This is a genomic window from Hydrogenophaga sp. (assembly GCF_030373245.1).
In the GTDB taxonomy this organism is placed as follows: Bacteria; Pseudomonadota; Gammaproteobacteria; order Burkholderiales; family Burkholderiaceae_C; genus Hydrogenophaga.
The window spans coordinates 1,112,380-1,132,111 of sequence record NZ_JAUCZF010000001.1; the positions used below are offsets into that span (position 1 = coordinate 1,112,380).

At 65.1% G+C, this 19,732-nt stretch carries 15 protein-coding genes and 2 pseudogenes; 7 read left to right on the forward strand and 10 right to left on the reverse strand.

Features of this window, described 5'->3' with window-relative positions; translation table 11 throughout:
• Positions 1 to 2: 2 nt before the first annotated feature.
• Both QUV25_RS05295 and QUV25_RS05300 read right to left on the reverse strand, forming a co-directional pair.
• Positions 3 to 443, reverse strand: coding sequence for a hypothetical protein (locus QUV25_RS05295; RefSeq protein ID WP_300861923.1), 441 nt, complete (start codon positions 441 to 443; stop codon positions 3 to 5).
• Positions 440 to 739, reverse strand: coding sequence for a hypothetical protein (locus tag QUV25_RS05300; RefSeq protein WP_300861926.1), 300 nt, complete (start codon positions 737 to 739; stop codon positions 440 to 442). Before QUV25_RS05300 ends, QUV25_RS05295 begins: the two co-directional genes overlap by 4 nt.
• 293 nt (positions 740 to 1,032) lie before the next feature.
• On the opposite strand from QUV25_RS05300, the gene QUV25_RS05305 reads away from it, so the two are divergent.
• The 3 genes and pseudogenes from QUV25_RS05305 to QUV25_RS05315 form a co-directional block, all read left to right on the forward strand.
• Entirely contained in the window at positions 1,033 to 3,369 is a 2,337-nt protein-coding gene (locus tag QUV25_RS05305; protein ID WP_300861927.1) for an NADP-dependent malic enzyme, read from the forward strand.
• Positions 3,370 to 3,658: 289 nt separating this feature from the next.
• Positions 3,659 to 4,018: a ribonuclease domain-containing protein gene (locus tag QUV25_RS05310; protein WP_300862060.1), complete on the forward strand. Its 360-nt coding sequence runs from the start codon at positions 3,659 to 3,661 to the stop codon at positions 4,016 to 4,018.
• A gap of 53 nt (positions 4,019 to 4,071) precedes the next feature.
• Positions 4,072 to 4,467: pseudogene (locus QUV25_RS05315) on the forward strand (barstar family protein); the annotation flags it as partial.
• Between the two features lie 289 nt (positions 4,468 to 4,756).
• Here QUV25_RS05315 and rsmA read toward each other — a convergent pair.
• From rsmA to QUV25_RS05330, 3 genes are read right to left on the reverse strand one after another with little or no spacing between them, the layout of a single operon-like run.
• Positions 4,757 to 5,536 carry a 16S rRNA (adenine(1518)-N(6)/adenine(1519)-N(6))-dimethyltransferase RsmA gene (rsmA, locus tag QUV25_RS05320; RefSeq protein WP_300861929.1) on the reverse strand — a complete coding sequence of 260 codons (780 nt, stop codon included), beginning with the start codon at positions 5,534 to 5,536 and terminating at the stop codon, positions 4,757 to 4,759.
• 25 nt (positions 5,537 to 5,561) lie between these two features.
• Positions 5,562 to 6,950: a peptidylprolyl isomerase gene (locus QUV25_RS05325; RefSeq protein ID WP_300861931.1), complete on the reverse strand. Its 1,389-nt coding sequence runs from the start codon at positions 6,948 to 6,950 to the stop codon at positions 5,562 to 5,564.
• Positions 6,943 to 9,417: an LPS-assembly protein LptD gene (locus QUV25_RS05330; protein ID WP_300861932.1), complete on the reverse strand. Its 2,475-nt coding sequence runs from the start codon at positions 9,415 to 9,417 to the stop codon at positions 6,943 to 6,945. Before QUV25_RS05330 ends, QUV25_RS05325 begins: the two co-directional genes overlap by 8 nt.
• Before the next feature lie 132 nt (positions 9,418 to 9,549).
• Here QUV25_RS05330 and QUV25_RS05335 point away from each other — a divergent pair, with 132 nt between their 5' ends.
• The 4 genes from QUV25_RS05335 (at position 9,550) to QUV25_RS05350 (ending at position 13,627) form a co-directional block, all read left to right on the forward strand.
• The gene (locus tag QUV25_RS05335) at positions 9,550 to 10,641 is read left to right on the forward strand and encodes a phosphotransferase (RefSeq protein ID WP_300861933.1); all 1,092 of its coding nucleotides are present in this window, start codon (positions 9,550 to 9,552) and stop codon (positions 10,639 to 10,641) included.
• Positions 10,642 to 10,652: 11 nt separating this feature from the next.
• Positions 10,653 to 11,390 (forward strand): 16S rRNA (uracil(1498)-N(3))-methyltransferase, encoded by a 738-nt coding sequence (locus tag QUV25_RS05340; protein ID WP_300861936.1) that lies wholly within the window; start codon positions 10,653 to 10,655, stop codon positions 11,388 to 11,390.
• 503 nt (positions 11,391 to 11,893) lie between these two features.
• Positions 11,894 to 13,069, forward strand: a complete 1,176-nt coding sequence (locus QUV25_RS05345) for an MFS transporter (RefSeq protein ID WP_300861937.1) — start codon at positions 11,894 to 11,896, stop codon at positions 13,067 to 13,069.
• An 81-nt stretch (positions 13,070 to 13,150) separates the two neighbouring features.
• Positions 13,151 to 13,627 (forward strand): YidB family protein, encoded by a 477-nt coding sequence (locus QUV25_RS05350; RefSeq protein WP_300861940.1) that lies wholly within the window; start codon positions 13,151 to 13,153, stop codon positions 13,625 to 13,627.
• 72 nt (positions 13,628 to 13,699) lie between these two features.
• On the opposite strand, the gene QUV25_RS05355 is transcribed toward QUV25_RS05350, so the two are convergent.
• From QUV25_RS05355 to QUV25_RS18245, 5 genes and pseudogenes are all read right to left on the reverse strand, one after another.
• Positions 13,700 to 14,557 carry an alpha/beta hydrolase gene (locus tag QUV25_RS05355; protein WP_300861942.1) on the reverse strand — a complete coding sequence of 286 codons (858 nt, stop codon included), beginning with the start codon at positions 14,555 to 14,557 and terminating at the stop codon, positions 13,700 to 13,702.
• A 15-nt stretch (positions 14,558 to 14,572) separates the two neighbouring features.
• The gene (locus QUV25_RS05360) at positions 14,573 to 16,048 is read right to left on the reverse strand and encodes a M20/M25/M40 family metallo-hydrolase (RefSeq protein ID WP_300862062.1); all 1,476 of its coding nucleotides are present in this window, start codon (positions 16,046 to 16,048) and stop codon (positions 14,573 to 14,575) included.
• Between the two features lie 175 nt (positions 16,049 to 16,223).
• On the reverse strand, positions 16,224 to 17,660 hold the full coding sequence (locus tag QUV25_RS05365; protein WP_300861944.1) for a methyl-accepting chemotaxis protein: 1,437 nt from the start codon (positions 17,658 to 17,660) through the stop codon (positions 16,224 to 16,226).
• Positions 17,661 to 17,690: 30 nt separating this feature from the next.
• Complete coding sequence (locus tag QUV25_RS05370) at positions 17,691 to 19,523, reverse strand: methyl-accepting chemotaxis protein (RefSeq protein WP_300861945.1); 1,833 nt, start codon at positions 19,521 to 19,523, stop codon at positions 17,691 to 17,693.
• Positions 19,524 to 19,565: 42 nt separating this feature from the next.
• Positions 19,566 to 19,732: pseudogene (locus tag QUV25_RS18245) on the reverse strand (chemotaxis protein); the annotation flags it as partial.

Genomic DNA, 19,732 nt, shown 5'->3' on the forward strand with positions numbered 1-19,732 from the left:
ACTCACGCTGGATCGTGCCGCGTTGGCGTGGAGGCTGCGGGAAGCAGTTCGGTGCATGCGCGGCCCGTGCGGCTGCAGCCGCCATCGGCCCGCAGCCAGGCATGAGCATGACCGACGCAACCCGTCTGGCAGAGCACCGCATCGGTAGCCTGCCGTCCACGGGTACTCAAGTCGTCGGCCATCGCCGGCCCGCTTTGCTCACGTCGTGGGGGTGGCCGCTCAGGCAGTGCCCAAAGACGCTGCGTGCGGTCCACCAGGGCCTGCGCTCGCAGCCTCATGATTTCGGCTTCCATCGTCCTCTGAGCGATCAGGTGTTCCTGCACCAGATCGCTCACGCGGGACTGCAAGGCGGCGATTTTTCGGATGAGCACCTGGTGTTCTTGGTGCAAGGGCTGGGCATCGGCTGCGCTGGCCATCCTTCGCTTCAGCGCGCTGGCGGTCATTGCACAGTTCCGGGCCCGGGTACCCACGCCAGGGCCGCGTCAGAGGCTGGCCAACCGCCTCCGGGCGTCTGCCACCGGGTCTGCAGGCGAGCCAGCATGCGCCGCATCTCGCTGGACAGCGCGGCGTGTTCGCTCAGCTGCGCCAGATTGCTCGCGATCTTTGCGCTCATCACACCCCGGTGCTCATAGGCGCCTTGCGCGCAGCCTGTCATCAAGGCCAGCGTGCCCGCCAGCAGGGCTTCTGCGGTGGGCAAGGTGTATTCCTCATGCTTCTCGAGGTCAATGGTCGGTGTCATGGCAGGCCTTTCATGGAAACTGGATTCCAGTTTATGCGAATGATTCGCATTTGAAAAGAAGCCCTGTGCTTCAAATGGTTGCAAGTTTTTGCAGGCTGGGCAAGTCGCCCTGGCGCTCACCACGGATTCCGCGAAGAGCAGTGCCCACACGACCCCGAGGGGGTGCATTCCCCCGCAAAATGTCAGGGCCACTGCACCTTCAGCATGCGGCGCGCAGCGCACACAGACCAGGACCGCGCATTTAGAATGTGCGATTCACTTTCACAATGCAGAAAATGTACCCGGCAGGAGACATGGCCATGAGCCCCGAACAGCAGGACCAGCACAACAAACGCGCCGAGCTTCGGCAGGCCGCCCTCGAATACCACGAGTGGCCGACGCCGGGCAAGATCGCCATCGCCGCAACCAAACAGCTCACCAACCAGCGCGACCTGGCGCTGGCCTATTCACCCGGTGTGGCAGCTCCCTGCGAAGAAATCGTCAAGGACCCGAACAACGCCTACAAGTACACCAGCCGGGGCAATCTGGTGGCGGTCATCACCAATGGCACCGCGGTGCTGGGCCTGGGTGACATCGGCCCGCTGGCCGCCAAGCCAGTGATGGAAGGCAAGGGCGTGCTGTTCAAAAAGTTCGCCGGCGTGGATGTGTTTGACATCGAAATCAACGAAAAGGACCCGGCCAAGCTGGTCGAGATCATCGCGTCGCTGGAGCCCACGTTTGGCGCCGTGAACCTGGAAGACATCAAGGCACCCGATTGCTTCTACGTCGAGCGCGAACTGCGCAAGCGCATGAAGATACCGGTGTTTCACGATGACCAGCACGGCACCGCCATCACCGTGGCCGCCGCCATGGTCAACGGCCTGAAGGTGGCCGGCAAAGACATCACTCAAGTGAAACTGGTGACATCGGGTGCTGGTGCGGCGGCCCTGGCCTGCCTGAACCTGCTGCTCAAGGTGGGCCTGAAGCGCGAGAACGTGTTTGTGACCGATCTGGCCGGCGTGGTCTATGAAGGCCGCGTCGAGCTGATGGACGAAGACAAGATTCATTACGCCCAGAAGACCGACGCGCGGAGCCTGAAGGAAGTGATCATCGGTGCCGACGTGTTCCTGGGTCTGTCGGCTGGCGGCGTGCTCAAGCCCGAGATGGTGGCCAGCATGGCCGAGCGCCCGGTGATTTTCGCGCTGGCCAACCCCAACCCCGAAATCGCGCCGGAAGACGCGCACGCCGTGCGCAGCGACATCATCATGGCCACCGGCCGCAGCGATTACCCCAACCAGGTCAACAACGTCCTGTGTTTCCCCTACATCTTCCGTGGCGCACTGGATGCCGGCGCCTCCACCATCACCGACGAGATGGAGATCGCCGCGGTGTACGCCATCGCCGAGCTGGCGCAGGCCGAGCAGAGTGAGGTGGTGGCCGCGGCTTACGCCGGGGAGAAGCTGGCCTTTGGTCCCGAGTACCTGATCCCCAAGCCGTTCGACCCGCGACTGATGATGAAGATCGCGCCGGCCGTGGCCCAGGCCGCCGCCGACAGTGGCGTGGCCCTGCGCCCGATTGCCGACATGGCCGCCTACCGCGAACGGCTGCAGAGCTTTGTGCTGGCCTCGGGCACGATCATGAAACCGATCTACGCTGCAGCCAAGACCGCAGCGAAGAAGCGCGTGGCCTACGCCGAGGGCGAGGAAGAGCGCGTGTTGCGTGCCTGCCAGATCGTGGTCGACGAAGGCTTGGCGCGGCCCACGCTGATCGGGCGCCCCGCCATCATCGCGCAGCGCATCGAGAAGTTCGGCCTGCGCCTGAAGGAGGAGCTGGACTACGACGTGGTCAACGTGGAACAGGACCACCGCTACCGCGATTTCTGGCAGACCTACCATCGCATGACCGAACGCAAGGGCGTGACCGCGCAACTGGCCAAGATCGAGATGCGCCGACGCCTTACCTTGATCGGCACCATGCTCATGCACAAGGACATGGTCGACGGCATGATCTGCGGCACCTGGGGCAGCACGCATGCGCACCTTGAGTACATCGACCAGGTGATTGGCAAGCGCGAAGGCGGCAGCCCGAGCACAGAGCAGGATGTGCGTGTCTACGCCTGCATGAACGGGCTGATGCTGCCGGGTCGCCAGGTATTCCTGGTCGACACCCACATCAACCACGACCCGACCGCCGAAGAGCTTTGCGAGATCACGGTGATGGCGGCCGAGGAAATGCTGCGCTTCGGCCTGCAACCCAAGGCCGCGCTGTTGTCACATTCCAACTTCGGCTCCAGCAACCAGCCCTCGGCCGTGAAGATGCGGCGCACGTTGGAGCTGCTGCGCCAGCAAGCACCCTGGCTGGAGGTGGACGGCGAGATGCACGGCGACGTGGCCCTGGACGCCGAAGCACGCACCGCCTTGATGCCGCATTCCACCCTGCACGGCAACGCCAATCTGCTGGTGCTGCCCAACATCGACGCCGCCAATATCGCCTACAACCTGCTCAAAACAGCGGCCGGCGGCAACATCGCCATCGGCCCAGTGTTGCTCGGTGCCGCCAAACCCGTGCAGATCCTCACGGCCAGCGCCACCGTGCGCCGCATCGTGAACATGACGGCCTTGACCGTCGCCGAGGCAAACGCCAGCCGCTGATATTTCTAGAAAAAGCAAGCGCTAACTTTTTTTCACAAGTTCGAGCGCAGAACCTGCTCATTTATTCAGCAAATGCTTGCTTTTTTGTAACGGTTCGGGCACACTCGCGGCTTGGAATTTCAGGGTTAACCCGCCCGTTCAAAACCCCATTGGAACCCGCTTCCAGAGGTTTGCAGGGGCGGGTTGATTCGCATCAGGAACAGGGATTTTCATGGGTCTGCGACAGATCCGGGGTGGCAAAGGGAGCAGGCTGAAAGTCGGTGCATGGGTGCTGGCGACGGCCTTGGCAATGGGTCTGGGCACCGCGTTGGTGCAAAACCGGACGCCTGTCAGTCCTGAAGGCTTTCCCGGGTCGAGCGCCACCTCGGTGGCGTTGGCCGCTCTCCCGCCGCAAGGCCGTGAGGTGATGGAGCAGATCCGCGAAGGCGGCCCCTTCCGATATGAAAAGGATGGCACGGTGTTCGGCAATCGCGAGCGCCTGCTGCCCAGTCAGACACGGGGCTACTACCGCGAATACACGGTGCCAACGCCAGGCCTGAGTCATCGGGGAGCGCGGCGTATCGTGTGTGGCGGGCAGCAACCGCGGCAACCTGAGACGTGTTTTTACACCGAGGACCACTACAGCAGCTTTCGGCTGATCGTGCAGTGAGCCTGGATGGTGAGTTCAGATTTTTAACCTTGACTGTAGAAAGAGACGCGGAGATGGACACGCCACTTCGTAACGTACGACCCAACATCGTTCAGTCGATTCGCGCCTATGGCGTGAAAGAACTGCAGGCCGCTGCCGAGCAGCTTGGCCACCACTTCCTCTACGCCAATCTAGCCAAGGCTCAGAGCAAACAAGACGTGCTGGAGCTGATTGCTGCCCAGTACACGTTGCCTTCGCACTTCGGCAAGAACTTCGACGCGCTGTACGACTGCATGACCGACATGGTGCACAAGTCGGGCCCACAGACCGGCTTCATCGTCGTGCTCGAGCACATCCCGGCGCACACGAAGTTCGACAAGGAAGCGCGCGAGCAACTGCTCGACATCTTCCGCGATGCAGCGGACTACTGGAGCGATCGGCGCATCCCGTTCCGTTGCTTTTACTCTTTCTCGGTGGCGCGCACGCCCAAGGGTGAGGAGCCGATCGAGGTCGAGAGCGAAGATCCGATGCCAACCGACAAGCTGCTCGACGTGAGCCCGATGGCGTTGCGCATGAGCAGCCCGTTCAACGCGGGTTACTGGCTGGCTGCCGCGTAGCGGCAGCGCTTGGCCCAACCCCGCCGCGCTTCGTGCGACCCCCTCAAGGGGGCAATGCCTGCGGCCTGGTGAAGCCAGTTCCGCGGCATTCTGAGTTGAGCTCCCTCGCACATGAAAAGCCGCTGTTCACGCAGCGGCTTTTTTACGCCTGTAAGGCCTGGGCCAATCTGACGTACTCGCTCACCGGCACCTCTTCGGCTCGGCGCTGCAGGTCGAATTCGCCAGCAAAGCCACGCGCTTCAAGCCACTTGCCCAGCGTGTTGCGCAAAATTTTTCGGCGCTGACTGAAAGCCACCTGGACCAGTTCACCGTACAGCTTCAGATCAATTGGCGGTGGCTCGGCCAGGGGCACCATGCGCACCACCGCGCTGTCCACCCGCGGCGGCGGATCGAAGCTCTCAGGCGGCACGAACAGCACGTTATCCATCGCGTAACGCCACTGCAGCATGACGCTCAGGCGGCTGTAGTCGCTGGTGGCGGGCTTCGCCACCATGCGGTCGATCACTTCCTTCTGCAGCATGAAGTGCTGGTCCTGCACCACCGCTGCGTGATCGAGCAGGTGAAACAGGATGGGGGTGGAGATGTTGTAAGGGAGGTTGCCAACCACTCTGAGGCGGGCTGCAGATGCACCAGCTGCGCCAAAGTGCTGGGCCAGCGCACTGAAATCCACCTTCAGCACATCGGACTCGATTACCTGGAGCTGGGGATGCTCACGCAGCCGAACCGCCAGGTCGCGGTCCAGCTCGATCACCGTCAAGGACCCCAGGCGCTCGACCAGAGGCTGGGTGAGTGCGGCGAGGCCTGGGCCAATCTCGACCATGGTGTCACCCGGTTGGGGTGCAATCGCGGCCACGATTGCATCGATGATGCCCCCATCGGTCAGGAAGTGCTGACCAAAGCGCTTGCGCGCCACGTGCTTCATGCGCTACCTCGATCGCCGCGGTGCATCAGATTGACGGCGCTTCGCGGTACTCGACGAAGGCGCGGCCGCGGACATCCTGCAGCCAGGTCGACAAAGCCTCATCGCTCTTCTTCTCGCGCAACAGGCCACGCACGATCTCGCGCTGCTCGCGCTGGCTGAGCTGCTGGTCGCGACGCTCGGTCACCTGGATCAGGTGCACGCCAAAGCGCGACGCCAGCGGCTGCGAGATCTCGCCCGGCTTGAGGCTGTTCATCACCTCTTCAAACTCGGGCACAAACTGACCCGGACTGGCCCAGCCCAGATCACCGCCTTCACGCGCCGATCCATCCTGGCTGTGTTCCCGCGCCAGGTTGGCAAAGCTCGCCGCGCCAGACACGATCTGCTGGCGATACTGGCCGAGTCGCTCGGCGGCAGCCTGTGCCGTCAGCGATGGCGAAACGCGCAACAGGATATGGCTCGCGCGGGTCTGCGTCACGACCACATCGGGCAGGCCCGCCTGGCGCTTTTCCAGCAACTTGAGCACATGAAAGCCCGCCGGGCTGCGCACTGGCCCGGCGATTTCGCCAGGGCGCAACGCGCGGGTGGATTCGACAAACAGCCCAGGCAATCGGTCGGCCGGCCGCAGACCAAATTCGCCGCCATTGACCTTCTCGGGTGCATCCGAAAATTCCCTGGCCAGCGCCGCAAAATCGCCACCGGCGCGGGCGCGGTCTGCCACCTGCTGGGCGCGCGCCTGCAACTCGGTCACGCGGGCTGGGTCTGCGCTCTCGGGCACCAGCACCAACACATGGGCGAGGTTGAGCTGCAAGTCGCTGAGGTCGGTGTGGTCGCGCTGCTCGCGGATGTAGTCGTCGATGTCGCTCTCGGTCACCTGTACCCGGGCCTCAACTTCGCGCTCGCGCACCCGCTGCAACAGGATCTGGTTGCTCAGCTCGTTGCGCAGCCGGTTGTTGTCCATGCCCTCGGCGGCCAGTCGGCGACGGAACTCGTCCAGGGGCAACTGGTTTTGCGCCGCGATGGACTGCTCGGCCTGCAACAGCGTGGCTTCGTCGACCCGGATGCCGAGTTCTTTGGCCTCCTGTATCTGGGCCCGCTCGCTCACCAGCTGCTCCAGAACCTGACGCGCCAGCTCGGCGCGAGGAGGCAGTGCCGCGCCTTGCTGGGTCAGCTGCTGCTCGACGCGCACCAGGCGCTGGCGCACTTCGTTGTTGGTCACTGGCTCGGAATTCACCAGCGCCACGATGTAGTCCACCGTGCGCGGTCCGGGCGAAGCCGATTGAGCGCGCAGCAAGTTGAGCTGGCTGGACGGGCGCAGCGACTGGGCTTGCAGCGCACCGCTGCACAGCAGGCCCGCCACCAGGACACTGGTGGCCAGGCGCAGGCTGCGCCGTCGGGTGGGGAAATGGTCAGTCATATTGTTGGAACCGGCTCGGCGGATTGATCTGTTCACGCAGGTACTGGTAACGAGGCACGTTGTCCTTGAGCGACTGCAGGGGGTTGGAGCCGATGCGGGAAAAACCGCTGAATTCGAGTTGAAACAACACACGTTGGTTCGCACTGGCGGTGCCCACCGCCAGGCGCTCCAGCACCACGCGCCCGATCCAGCACCCGGCATCGTACTCAAAGCCCGCCACCAGGTCGACGACCTTGCTGTCGGGAACGCTGTAGTTGATGCGGCCCACGCTGTACCACTGCCCTGCACCCAGACCCCGACCAGGCACACCGGTGCGTGGTGCGGGCGTGCCCATCAGATCGCCCAGTGGCCATTGCCAGCCCACGTCCACCTGCTCGCTGACCCCGCGCTGCAGGCGGTAGGCGGCGCTGAGCACGCGGAAGTTGCTCGGGGTGTAGCGCGCGCCCAGCGTGGTGCGGACCGATTCGCGGTCTTTCGGGTTGAACTGCACGTTGGCGTCCACCTGCCAGCGCGGGTCCCACTGCACGCGCGCGCCAAGCAACACATCACTCAGCCGCTCACGCACCGGGTCACCACCGGGCAAGCCAGCAGCATTGGGCAGCACCACTTCCTGGTCGCTCAGGCGAATGCGCTGGGCCAGTCCCAGGCGCACCACCTCGGCGCCGGTGCGCGGGTCCAGCAGGCGAGAAGTGGCGCCCAGCGTGAGGGCGCGGGTATCCGAGATGCGGTCCTGGCCTCCAAACGCGTTTTCGGTGTAGATCGAGGCGAAGTTGAAATCGTTGGCCGCCGAATCGTAGTTGGGCAGACGCGACTGGTCTCGAAACGGCGTGTGGGTGAAGAAGGCGCGCGGCTCCAGCGTCTGGGTGAAGCCGCGCCCAAAGTAGCTGGCTTCGCGCTCGAACACCAGGCCACTGTCCACGCTGAAGGTGGGCAGGATGCGCGACGCACTGAGCGCCCCATTCACCAGCGGCGTGTCGAAGCGGTACTGTGTGGTGTGCAGCTGGAAGCGAGGCTTCACATAACCGCCGGGCCTTTCCCAGCGGCGGCTGATCTCGGCCACGGCCACGGCTCGCGAGCCATTGGGCTGACCGGTGAGGCTGGCGTCGGCGCGAAAGCGGGTGTACTCAGCCAGCACCGAAGCGTCCCAGTCGCGCACGCCAGCGATCGAAAAGTCGTTCAGCACATAGCGCGCAGCCAGGGAAGGCAGGCGGTCGTAGGGCGGCGTGATGGGTGCGTCCACATCCTGCAGGGTCTGCCATCGGTAGGCACCGGCGCTGAACGACCACGGTCCCTGCCCCCAGCTCAGCACGCCTTCGCTGGCCAGAAGACGGGTCGTGAGCGAGGTGCTGGTGCGCGGGAAATCGCGCCAGTAGTTGTCGTCGCTCACCCGGTTGAGGTTGAGCCGCGCATCGAGCGTGCCATCCATCCCCAGCCAGCGCAGGCCAGGCGCGCCGGCGAAGCTGTGGTTGTGCTGGGCGGAGTAGCCCCACCGGTTGTCGGCTCGCAACTGGTCTGAGGGCATGTAGGCGGCGCGCAGCTGACCGTCCCAGTTCGGCTGCAGGTAGCGCAGCTCGCCCCCCAGGTCGACACCGCGCTTGCTCATGAGCGTGGGGTAAAGCGTGGCGTCCAGGTTGGGTGCGAGGTTCAGGTAGTACGGCAGCGTGATTTCGAGGCCGCTGACGTTGTCCAGATTGATGGTGGGCGGCAGCACGCCGCTCTTGCGAGCGTCAGACAGCGGGAAGCTCAGGTACGGCGCGCCCAGGATGGGCACACCTTTGAACTCCAGCACACCGCCAACCGCCGTGCCCTGCTGCGCCGCGTTGTCCAGATCGATGCGCGAAGCGCGGATCAGCCAGTCGGGCATCCACTTGGCGCCCGGTGTGCGCGGGCAGGTGGAATAGCGCGCGTCGTAAGCGGTGAGTTTGTCATCCCCCAGCAGGTCCACCCGGCTTGCGTCGCCATGACCTTCGCTCTCCAACAGCGAAAAGGCAGGCTGCTCGAAGCGGCCCTGGTTGGTCTCGACGTTGAGCTGCAGCGACGGGCCTTCGAAGCGGTTGCCGTAGCGGTTGATCAGCACATTGCCTGTCGCGCTGGCTTCGCTGGTGCGCTGGTCAAACTCCAGCCGATCGGCGCGGATCACCGTATCGTGGCGCCGCAGCTCGGCACCGCCTTCGATGGTCACAACGCCGTCGGTCTGCCCGGTGACCCGTTCACCCGACACAAAGGTCGGCACGCGGTCTCGCGCGTCAAGCGGCAGCGTCTCTTGCAGCTCGCCGCTGGGTTTGAGGACCACGGCGGAATCGGGCGCTGCGTCACGAGGCACCCCCTGGGCGGCCACTGGCGCGGGCGTGAATGCGATCGACCCGCTCCATCCCGCCAGCAGCATGTGTATCGCCACCATCACCGGCGCAGACGCAAAGCGAGGTCGCGGCGGGTGTTGATAGACCGACAAGGGAAGAGCGCGCATCAAGGCAGGTGATGGGGGGAGAACGTGACGGAGCAAGAGCGCGATGGCGGTGAACCCACAACGGGTTGCTGCCATGCGCGACCATTATCCTATGGGGACCGCCGCGCGCCGGCCCTCAGCTCCTCGAATGCCATGACCCTGCCCCCCCAAGCCGTGACCTGGGACGACCCGACCCGCCAGACCGCGTTCGAGCACTGGCTGGAGCGTCTGAGCTCGGACCAGGGCCTGCAGCCCGCCACGCTGCGCCCGGCTTCGGCCGACGCCAGTTTCCGGCGTTACCTGCGCGTGGACACCAAGGATGGCGGCAGCCGCATCATCATGGACGCGCCCCCGGCACGCGAGAACTGCCAGCCCTTTGTGCACGTGGCTGGGCTGATGCAAAACGCCGGCCTGCTGGTGCCCAGCATCCTGGCCTGGGATGAGCCGCAGGGCTTCATGCTGCTCGACGACCTGGGCCACCAGACCATGATGGAGCAGATCGATCCGCAGCACCCCGCAGCCAACCACGCGCGATACCTGCAGGCGGTGGACACGTTGCTGACCTGGCAGCTGGCCTCTCGACCCGGCGTGCTGCCTCCCTACGACGAGCCGTTGCTACGGCGCGAGCTGCAGCTGTTCCCCGACTGGTACCTGGCGCAACACAAGGGCGTGACGCTGCAGGGCAAGGATGCCGACACGCTGAGCCAGGCCTTCGACCGCATCGTGCGACACAACCTCTTTGGCCCCAGCGTCTACGTGCACCGCGACTTCATGCCCAGGAATCTGATGGTTCCCCTGGCTCCAGGCCAGAGTCCAGCGCAGCAGTTGGGTGTGCTGGACTTTCAGGACGCGGTGTACGGCCCGATCAGCTATGACATCGCCAGCCTGATGCGCGACGCCTTTCTGAGCTGGGAGGAAGACTTCGTGATCGACATCACCGTGCGCTATTGGGAGAAAGCGCGCAAGGCCGGGCTGATGGATTTTGAAGACTGGCACAGCGACTTCGGCGCCTTCTACCGCGCAGTCGAGTGGATGGGCCTTCAGCGGCATCTGAAGGTCGCCGGCATCTTCGCGCGGCTCACGCTGCGAGACGGCAAACCCAAGTACCTGGCCGATACGCCGCGCTTCATCCACTACATTCGCAACACCGCAAACCGCTACCGCGAGCTCGGGCCGTTTCTGCAGCTCGTCGACCAGATCGAAGGCCTCGAGGCGGCATCAGGTTTTGCATTCGGACGCGTCTGAGGCGCTGACCCATGCCCCGTTTTTACTGCCCCGTCCCACTCGCCGTGGGCGCCGAGCTGGAGCTGCCTCCCACCGCTGCGCGCCATGTGCAGGTGCTGCGCCTGCAACCTGGCGCCCTGATCACGCTGTTCAATGGCGAAGGCGGTGAATATTCCGCCACCGTCTTGCAGATGGGCCGCTCCCACGTGGCGGTGCGCGTCGACCATCACCACGCGATCGAGCGCGAACCGGTGCGCGCGGTGCACCTGGCCGTGGGCATGCCGGCCAACGACCGCATGGACTGGCTGGTGGAAAAAGCCACCGAACTCGGCGTGGCCAGCATCCAGCCGCTGCACACCGCTCACAGCGTGTTGCGCCTTAGCGGCGAGCGCGCCAAAAAAAAGCAGGCACATTGGCAATCGGTGGCCATTGCCGCGTGTGAACAGTGCGGCGGCAATCGGGTGCCGCTGGTGCACCCGGTGCAGGACCTGGGGCACTGGCTCGCGACGCCTACGGCGGCGCAGGCCCGGGCAAACGGGATTCGCTGTGTGCTGTCGCTGGCTGAAGGTTCTCAACCCCTGGCGCAAGTTCTGGCCTCCTCAAATGCCGGCCAGCCCGTCTGGCTGCTCAGCGGGCCAGAAGGTGGCCTGGCTCGAAGCGAAGAAGCGCAGGCCAGGGAAGAAGGATGGCGGCCCGTCAGCCTTGGGCACAGGGTTTTGCGCGCCGAAACCGCAGCACTGGCCGCACTGGTCAGCACGCAAGCGACTTGACCTTCGGATCGCGCACAACCTCAGCGATCGGTTCTTTGACCGCCGGCCCAGACGCCTGAGCCTTTTCCTGACGCGCCAGGTCTGAAGCAAAACGGTGCGAAAACCCAGGGTCGAGCTGATGGTGCAACTCTCGTGGTGAACGCATGGGCCCTTCAGCGTCAAGGTCTGCGTTCCATCTCTGATGCCAGGGCTGAAATTGATGTCGTCCGCATTCGGATGGAAACCATCGTGGCATTCGAACTGAAGCGCCGGAGCGCGAGCCTTTGTAGGCACGACCTGCCGGTACACACGCAAGGAGGAAAATGGTAGAGCGATCGACATTCGCGTTGCTGGTTCATGGCCTGGATGAAGCAGCGGGCCTGATGCGATCCATCGCCACCAGTGAATGAAAACGGGTGGCTCAGGCCCCGGGTCGCCCGTGCTGGTCCGCCTCGACCCCTCAGGGGCCCGCGCACCGCGCCGACAAGGAGGTTGGATCACCCAATGTATAAACAGCCTCTTATATGAACAAAAACCTCTGGCTGCTGGCCGCGCTGCAAGGCCTATTTCTCACCAACAACGTGGTCTTCATCGCGATCAACGGCCTGGTGGGACTGTCACTGGCGCCGCTGGGCTGGATGGCGACGCTGCCGGTGATGGGTTACGTGGTCGGCGGTGCGCTGTCCACGCCGCTGGTGGCGCGCACCCAGAGCGTCTGGGGCCGCAAGGTCTCGTTCCAGATCGGTTTGCTGGTGGCGTTCCTCTCCGCCCTGCTGTGCGCCTGGGCGGCGTTCGACAAGAACTTCTGGCTGCTGGTGGCCGCGACCGTGTTCGCCGGCTACTACAGCGCCAATGGCCAGCTCTACCGCTTCGCCGCCGCCGAGCTGAGCGCGGTCGACTACCGCGAAAAAGCGGTGTCGCTGGTGCTGGCGGGCGGTCTGGCTGGCGCGGTGCTCGGCCCCAACCTGGCCAGCCAGACACGCACCTGGTTCGAGGTGCCGTTTGCCGGCGCCTACCTTGCGCTGGCGCTGGTGGCGCTGGTGGCCATGGCGGTGATGGCCTTCATCCGCTTTCCACCGCTGCCGCCCAAGGTGGACAAAGCCGACACGGGTCGTCCGCTGTCGGTGATCATGCGCCAGCCGGTGTTCATCGTCGCCACCGCAGCTGCGGCGCTGAGCTACGGTGTGATGAACCTGCTGATGGCCGCCACACCTCTGGCCATGCAGGTGTGCGGTTTTCCCTTTGACGACGCCGCGCTGGTGCTCGAGTGGCACGTGATCGGCATGTTCGCGCCGGGATTCTTCACCGGCCACCTGATCAAGCGCTTCGGGGTGCTCACCATCATGGGGATTGGCGTGGTGCTCAACATCGTCTGTATCGCGATTGCGCTCTCGGGGGTGGACCTGCACCAGTTCCTGATCGCGCTGTTCCTGCTCGGTGTGGGCTGGAATTTCCTGTTCACCGGCAGCACCACGCTGTCGCTTCAAGCCTACAGGCCTGAGGAAAAAGACCGCGCACAGGGTGCCATCAACTTTTTTGTTTTTGCCACCATGGCGGTCACTTCGTTTGCCTCTGGCGCACTGGTCACCACCCAGGGCTGGCAGTGGCTGAACATCGGCTCGTTGTTCCCCGTGGCCCTGACCGGAATGGCCCTGCTCTGGCTTGCCTGGGCCCGCCGCACCGCCCACAATGAGCGCTGACCCGGGGCAGGTGTCCTGATGTCAATGGGCGACTCGACATTTGTCGGTGCGCGCCCAAACCCACTTCGAAAGGACAACACCATGGGACTTCTGGATTCTTTGATCGGCGCTGCCACCAGCGGCCAGCAACCCGCCAACGCAGCCGGTGCAGCTGGCGGCCTGGACCCGCAGATGCTGATGGGCATCGTGGGCGCGCTGATGAACAACAGCGGCGGCCTCTCGGGCCTGCTCGCCAAACTGCAGCAAGGCGGCCTGGCCGAAGCGGCGCAATCCTGGGTCGGTACCGGCGCCAACCAGCCGGTGTCGCCCGACGCCCTGGGTGGCGCGCTCGGCCCGGACCTGATGGGGATGATCGCCCAGCAAATGGGCGGCAGTCAGCAGAAAGCCGCGGGCACGCTGGCTGACCTGCTGCCGGGCCTGATCGACCAGCTCACCCCGCAAGGCCAGCTGCCCGCCGACAACGGCATGGGTGGTCTGGGCGCCTTGCTGGGTGGTGGTGGCGCCGGTGGCAACGCCGGCGACCTGATGGGCATGCTCGGCGGCTTGCTGAAAAAGTAAGCTCTCCTCAGGCGAAAACGCCCGATGCAACAACGGCCTCAGAAGAGGCCGTTGTGTTTTCAGGCTGTGCGCTCAGACCGGCTTGGGTGCGACCTGATCCAGCCAGCGGCGCAGGGTGGCGAACACCTCGGATGGGTCTTCCTCATTGAAGATTTCGTGGTACAGGCCATCAAAGCACTGGCTGGTGACCATTGAGCGGGGCGCAGCCTTGGCGAACGCCGCGCTGCCCTCGGGCTGCACCAGTTTGTCTTCACCGGCGTACATCAGCAGCGTGGGCACCTTCCACCCGGGTGCGGCGGCGAGCACAGCGGGTCCGTTGTCGTCAATGAAGCCTGCCAGCCGCGCCGAGATGCGATCGTGCACCAGTGGGTCTTTCTGGTAGGCCTGCACCACCGCCGCATCGTGCGAGATCTTGCTGGCGTCCAGGCCGTTGGACAGCGTCAAGTTGGGTGAAAACCGGTGCAGCAGGTTGATCAGCTTGCGCTGCACCGCGCCAATGCCGGCGCGCAGGGCGGGTGACGACAGCACAAGGCCATCCACCGGCGCGATCTGCCGCTGCACGAAACTCGCGGTCACCAGTCCGCCCATGCTGTGACCAAGCAGGATCAGCGGGCAAGACCAGGGCTGGGCCACATGGCGGCGCGTGTCGTCCACCACCTCGGCCAGGTCCTCGAGCAGCGCGTCTTCGTGCGGGATCGTTCCGCGTGCACCACCCGATTCGCCGTGACCGCGTTGGTCGTAGGCGCGCGCGTAGAAACCCCATTCGTTGAGACGCTGGGCCAGCGGGTCGTAGCGCCAGGCGTGCTCGCCCAGCCCATGCACGATGAGCACCACGCCCCGGGGGCGCCAGCGCAGCGGCAAAGGCCAGTCGTACAGCGCGAGGTTGAGGCCGTCAGCGAGGGTGAAGGGCGCCTGGGTGGTGTCGGACATCGTGCGGCCCTGGCCTCAGGGCATGCGAGCGATGACCTGCGCCACCGAGGCGGTCAGGCGGCGCGCGTAGTCCAGGTGCAAGAATTCGTTGGGCCCATGCGCGTTGCTCTTGGGGCCCAGCACGCCGCAGACCATCATCTGCGCCTTGGGGAAGCCCTGGCTGAGCATGTTCATGAGCGGGATGGTGCCGCCCTGGCCGATCGTGCCGCAGCCGGCGCCGAAATGCGCCTGCGAGGCGTCCTGCAAGGCCTGCTCGAACCACGGCGTGGTGCTCGGCGCGTTCCAGCCAGTGGCGCCGCCTCCGCCTTCAAAGGTCACTTTGGCCTGGTAAGGCGCGTTGTCTTCCAACAAGGCTTTGAGCTCCTGCACCGCCGCCACAGCGTCCACCAGCGGCGGCAGGCGCAGGCTGAGCTTGAACGCGGTGTAGGGCCGAAGCACGTTGCCCGCGTTGCGCAGATCGGGAAACCCGTCGACACCGGTCACCGACAGCGTAGGCCGCCAGGTGCGGTTGAGCAGGGCCTCCACCGGATCGGTGGTGGTGGGCAGCGCAAACGCGGTGGAGCCACCGCAGTCGTAGTGCGCCCAGGGGAAACGTTTGTAGATCTCTTCGCCGAGGATGGCCGCTGTCGCCTGCGCCTGCGCAACGCGCTCAGGCGGCACCTCGCAATGGAAACTGGCGGGCAGCAGGCGGCCGGTGGCACTGTCTTCCAGCCGGTCGAGCACATGGCGCAGGATGCGAAAACTCGATGGCACCAGGCCCGAGGCATCGCCCGAGTGGATGCCTTCGGTCAGCACCTCCACTTTCAGCACGCCGCTGGCCATGCCGCGCAGGCTGGTGGTGAGCCAGAGCTGGTCGTAGTTGCCGGCGCCGCTGTCCAGACAGATCACCAGCCCCACATCTCCCAGGCGGCCACGCAGCACATCCACATACGGCAGCAGGTCGCCCGAGCCACTCTCTTCGCAGGTCTCGACCAGGCCCACGATGCGGGGGTGGGCCACGCCCTGCGCCTGAATGGCCTGGATGGCCGCGATGCTGGCGTAAACCGCATAGCCGTCGTCGGCACCGCCTCGCCCATAGAGCTTGCCGTCGTCGACCTTCGGCGTCCAGGGGCCGAGGTCGCTGCGCCAGCCGGTGAATTCGGGTTGCTTGTCGAGATGGCCGTACATCAGCACGGTCTGGCCGGAGGCTGGTGCCGGGGTGCCGTCTCGGCCACCGCTGGCCGGCAGCTCAAAAAACAGCACAGGAGTGCGAGGCTGGCCATGGGCATCGTGGAGGCGGATCACTTCCAGCGTCAGGCCCGGCACCTGCTGGGCACTGACCCAGTCGGCGGCGCTCTGAAGCACACGCTCGAGCAGGCCGTGGGCCGACCAGTCCGGGTCAAACGCGGGCGACTTGGCCGGTACCTCGATGTAGCGCATCAGCTCGGGCACGATGCGCTGCGACCAGGCGGCGTCAACCTGAGATTGCAGGGACACCGCTTCCAGCGGCATTGCGGCGGGGGAAAGGCGGGCATTCACGACGTCTGCTTTCGGCGTTCGACACCAGGCGGTGTCGCTTTTTTCGCCAGTATAGGCACGTCGGTCGCATTCAGAGGGTGCGATTCCTCACGAAAAATGCGCTCTCAGGCAATCATTTGGCGCCCGGGCGCCAAGATGAACAGACCGGTCAGGCCGCGCGAAGCCCGGCGCCCGGATTGAACACCAGAATGGCCTTGGCCAGGTTGAGCGCCTTGTCCTTCAGGCTTTGTGCGGCGGCGCTGCTTTCTTCCACGAGTGCGGCGTTCTGCTGCGTCATCTGATCCAGCTGGTTCACCGCGACATTGACCTGGCCGATGCCGTCGCTCTGCTCGCCCGAGGCCGCCGTGATCTCGCCAATGATGTCGGCGATGCGCTGGGCGTTGGCCACCACCTCCTGGATCGTCGTGCCCGCTTCGGCCACCAGGCGCGAGCCGGTCTCCACCCGGTCCACGCTGCTGCCGATCAGGCCCTTGATCTCTTTGGCCGCTTCAGCGCTGCGCTGAGCCAGGTTGCGCACCTCGCCGGCCACCACCGCAAAGCCCCGGCCTTGTTCACCAGCCCGGGCCGCCTCGACCGCAGCGTTCAACGCCAGGATGTTGGTCTGGAAGGCGATGGCATCAATGACACCGATGATGTCGCTGATCTTCTTGGAGCTGTGGTTGATCTCGTCCATGGTGGTGACCACCTGGCCGACCACCCGTCCACCGCGCGTGGCCACCTCGGCGTTGGCCGCCGCGATCTGGCTCGCCTGGCGCGCCGAGTCCGCGCTCTGGCGCACCGTGCTGTTGAGCTGCTCCATGCTCGCCGCGGTCTGCTGCAGGCTGCTCGCTGCCTGCTCGGTTCGGGTCGACAGGTCGTGGTTGCCACTGGCGATTTCAGCGCTCGCGGTCTCGATGCTCACGGCCGAGGTCTGCACAGACGACACCACTGCGTACATTCGCTGGAACGCGCCGCGCAAAGCCAGGGCGCGTGGCGTGGTCACCACCACGCCCGACATGTCGAGCGAGATGCCGTGTGGCTGGTCGACCGTGGCCACCATCTCGGCCAGCTCGACCCCTTCGCGGGCGGTGCGCGCCATGCCCACGGCCAGCACCACCTCCAGCCCGGTCTGGATCACCACGTAGGTCGCGTGCAGCATCACGCGCCAGAAGCTGGGCTCGGTCAGACAGTAGAAGCCAAAGCCGGCTGCCTGCAGGCGGTCGAACAGCACGTGGTGCACCGCGAACAGCCCGGCGGCAAACACGATCGGGCGCCAGTCCAGGTACACCAGCAGGAGCGCCAATGTGACAAAGACACCGAAGTGGTATTCCAGCTCGCCCTTGGCCAGCTGGATGTGCAGAGCGACCAGGCTCACCAGAGCGAACGACAACACCAGCCTCGAGGCCAGCGTGCCACGACCCAGGACATAGGCCGCCAAGCCCAGCCCGGCGAGCGCAGCGCCGCCGATCAGGCCGGCTGCGAGCTCAAAATAGAAATGGCCGATGACGCCGGCCGCCAACGCGGACAGCACCACCGCGGCCAGGATGATCTGGTCGCCGAGCACGGCTTGGGGTTTGGCGGTTGAGACGATGGAAGTGGCTGGCATGAGTGGGTCCAGAGGGCTGAGGCTGCGGAATCAGAAACTTTCCCAGTCCCCTTCGTCGACCTTGGCAGCGGCAGCCTTGGACCGCGTGGCCGTCGGGAGCGGTGTGCTCACTTGTGTGGTGACGGCGGGCGCTCGAACTTCTGGCGCGCGCTGAGGGGACGTTGCCGAGGCCACCGTCACCTGAGGGCGGGACGCCACCGGAGCCGAGGCGCGGCTGGTACGCGGCGTGCCAGCAGGCGCGCGCATCGGCGGCGCGGAGCGGGCGGACACAGGCGCAGGCAACGCCGCAGGCGCCGGAGCCGAACTCAGCCGAAACACCTGCACCACCTGGGCCAGGCGAGCCGCCTGATCTTTCAGGCTCTCCGCTGCTGCCGCGCTCTCCTCCACCAGCGCCGCGTTCTGCTGCGTCATCTGATCGAGCTGGTTCACCGCCACATTGACCTGGCCAATGCCGTCGCTCTGCTCGCCCGAGGCCGCCGTGATCTCGCCAATGATGTCGGAGACCCGCTGCACCGAGCCCACGATCTCGTTCATGGTCTGACCCGCCTCGGCCACCAGACGCGAGCCGGTCTCCACCCGGTCCACGCTGCTGCCGATCAGGCCCTTGATCTCTTTGGCCGCTTCAGCGCTGCGCTGAGCCAGGTTGCGCACCTCGCCGGCCACCACCGCAAAGCCCCGGCCTTGTTCACCAGCCCGGGCCGCCTCGACCGCAGCGTTCAACGCCAGGATGTTGGTCTGGAAGGCGATGGCATCAATGACACCGATGATGTCGCTGATCTTCTTGGAGCTGTGGTTGATCTCGTCCATGGTGGTGACCACCTGGCCGACCACCTGGCCGCCGCGCACGGCGATCTCGGAGGCGCTGGCGGCGAGCTGGTTGGCCTGGCGCGCCGAGTCCGCGCTCTGGCGAACGGTGCTGGTGAGCTGCTCCATGCTGGCCGCGGTCTCCTCCAGGTTGCTCGCCGCCTGCTCGGTGCGCGCGCTCAGGTCCTGGTTGCCCGAGGCAATCTCGGCGCTGGCTGTGCTGATGTTGTCGGTGCTGCTGCGTACTTCGCCCACGATGCGCACAAGAGACAGCTGCATGCCCCCCAGGGCCTGCATCAGACCGGTAAGTTCATCCTTTCCAGTCACCGGCACACGCTGCGTGAGGTCACCCTGGGTGATGGCTTCGGCCAAACGCTTGGCTTCGTCCAGGGGCTTGCAGATGCTCCGCATGTTGGCCAGCGTGGTCGGCACGACCACCAAAACCGCCAGCGCCACCGCCAACCCGAACCACAGAATGGTCTGGTCGCTGGTGCTGATGAGTTCGGCCTGCACAGCATTCGCCTCACCAGCGATGATGGTCTCCACCGCCTGCGTCTGCTTCAGGATGTCATCGTAGCGCTCGTGTGCCCGCGTCAGCATGCGGTTGGCAACGGTGGCGGAATCGTAGGCCCCGTCCTGAATCTGCTTCACCACCGGCTCGACCGCAGCCACATAGTTCTTGAGCTGCAGCTGGATGTTCTGCAGCACAGCGTTGTCTTCGTCGGCTTCCCCTTGCAGCATGCTCGCAAGGTGCTCGCTGGCCTGCTTCACAGCGGTTTCCCAGCGCAGGTTGGACAGTGACAGCTGTTCTGGTGACTCGTAGTGGATCACCATGTCCTTCTCGAACCGGCTGATATCACCCAGGGCTACCCGCAGTTTTGACAGCGCCACGGTTTCCTGAAATGCGTGGTCAGCGAACTCGTCACCCAGGTGAGCCATTCGCTCCATGCCCCACAGGCCTGAGCCCCCGATCATGGCCAGCAGTCCCAGCACAACGCCTACGGCGCCCATCATTCTCAAGCGGATCGAAAAGTGGCGCATCAGTGACAACAGTCCCATGGCATATCTCCAAGGTATGGGTTGGTATCGGTTGTGAACAGTTCAACGGCCGGTGTGGACGGCAGTCAGCCGAAACACCTGAACCACCTGGGCCAGTCGGTTGGCCTGGTCTTTCAGGCTCTCGGCTGCCGCTGCACTCTCTTCGACCAGCGCGGCGTTCTGCTGCGTCATCTGATCGAGCTGGTTCACCGCCACATTGACCTGGCCAA